At 57.0% G+C, this 1,376-nt stretch carries 1 protein-coding gene; it reads right to left on the bottom strand.

Going from position 1 to position 1,376, the window contains the following annotated elements:
- Positions 1–36: 36 nt before the first annotated feature.
- A complete protein-coding gene (locus AWU77_RS02150; protein ID WP_152625232.1) occupies positions 37–1,248 on the bottom strand; it encodes an ISL3 family transposase in 1,212 nt (403 codons plus the stop codon).
- Between the last annotated feature and the right edge of the window lie 128 nt (positions 1,249–1,376).

Genomic DNA, 1,376 nt, shown 5'->3' with positions numbered 1-1,376 from the left:
GCTCTGATATGGGGCTGCACCGGCGAAAAAAAAGGTTCATCGCACTTTGCCGGGGAACGCATTCTTGATTTTTAGGAAGAAGTAGGATGCGTCTCGAAATCCATAGGCCATGCGCTTGATGACTTTGATGCGATTGTTGACGCCCTCCAAGACAGATGAGTTCATCGGAAAAATGGCCGAAGCCAGAATTCCGCGCCGGTACTTCGCCAGGCGTTTGGCAAACTGGATCAGCGGTGGGATCTGGCTTTCCAAGGCCAGTCTGAGCCAGGTCTTCCAGCGGCGAGCACCTTCGCGGACCGAGGGCGCATACCAGATTTCCTTTAGCTCGGTCTTGAGCAAATAAACCGTCGCTAACGGCTGGTTGGCAGCCAGCAGTTCTTCGAGCTTGATGGCCTGTTCAGCCTTCAGATTGTCGCGGTTGCGCAGCAAAAGCCAGCGGCTGCGCTTGATGACCTGGCGGGCCTTGGGCTCGGCGCGTAACGTGTTGGCTTGATCGACGCGCACACGATCGACGACTTCACGGCCAAAGCGGGCCACCACGTGGAACAAGTCGTAGACCACCTCGGCATTTGGACATTGCTGACGAACTTCGAGGTCCATCGCCGTGTTCATGTCCATCGCGACGGCTTCAATGCGCTGGCAGCCTTCCTCTCCTAATATCTCGAAGAACGGTCGGATCGTCTCCCGGCTGTTGCCTTCTCCAACCCACAGCACGCGCATTCGCTCGGCATCCAGGGCGACGGTGGCATACCGGTGGCCCTTATGCAGAGCAAATTCGTCCATGACCAGGCGCCGCACGCCCTCAGCGGAGAAGTCGCCATGCAACTGCTTTAAGCGCTGGTGATCGATGTCTTTAATGGTATGCCAGTGCAGCCCGGTTAGTCTGGCCACATGGGCTATCGGAAGAAGCTGCGCCAGCGCCTCGACCCACAAACGTACACGGTGTGTGATGCGTGCTCGGCGATCAAGCCAGACGATGTGTTCGGCAACGCGGGCATTGCAATGATGGCAGTCCAGCCGCCGGATCGGCACATCGAGCCAGACACGTTTGTCCAGAATGTCGCGATCTCGCACCTTGCGCCGTCGACGCTCATGCACCAGAACGCAAGGTTGTCGGCACGCTCCGCACAAGGCATCGCTAACCGGGCAGGTGTCGAGGGCGATTAATAGGGAGCCGTCTTCTTGTTCATGGACGGCATCGACAATATGGCCTTCCCAAAACGGGACAGACGACATAGCATTGAGCATGGCGGTGGTTTGATAGACTGATTTGTTTGGCGACTATCAATCTACCAACATCAGACCTCCGCCACCACTTCCTGTTCAGTTCGTCAATCCCGTCCTCCCCCATTCCCCGCGAAGAACCTTTTTTTTGC

This window comes from Cellvibrio sp. OA-2007 (assembly GCF_000953825.1).
Classification (GTDB): Bacteria; Pseudomonadota; Gammaproteobacteria; order Pseudomonadales; family Cellvibrionaceae; genus Cellvibrio.
Note: the sequence above shows the minus strand (reverse complement) of the source record. Positions and strands in the feature narration are given on the sequence as shown.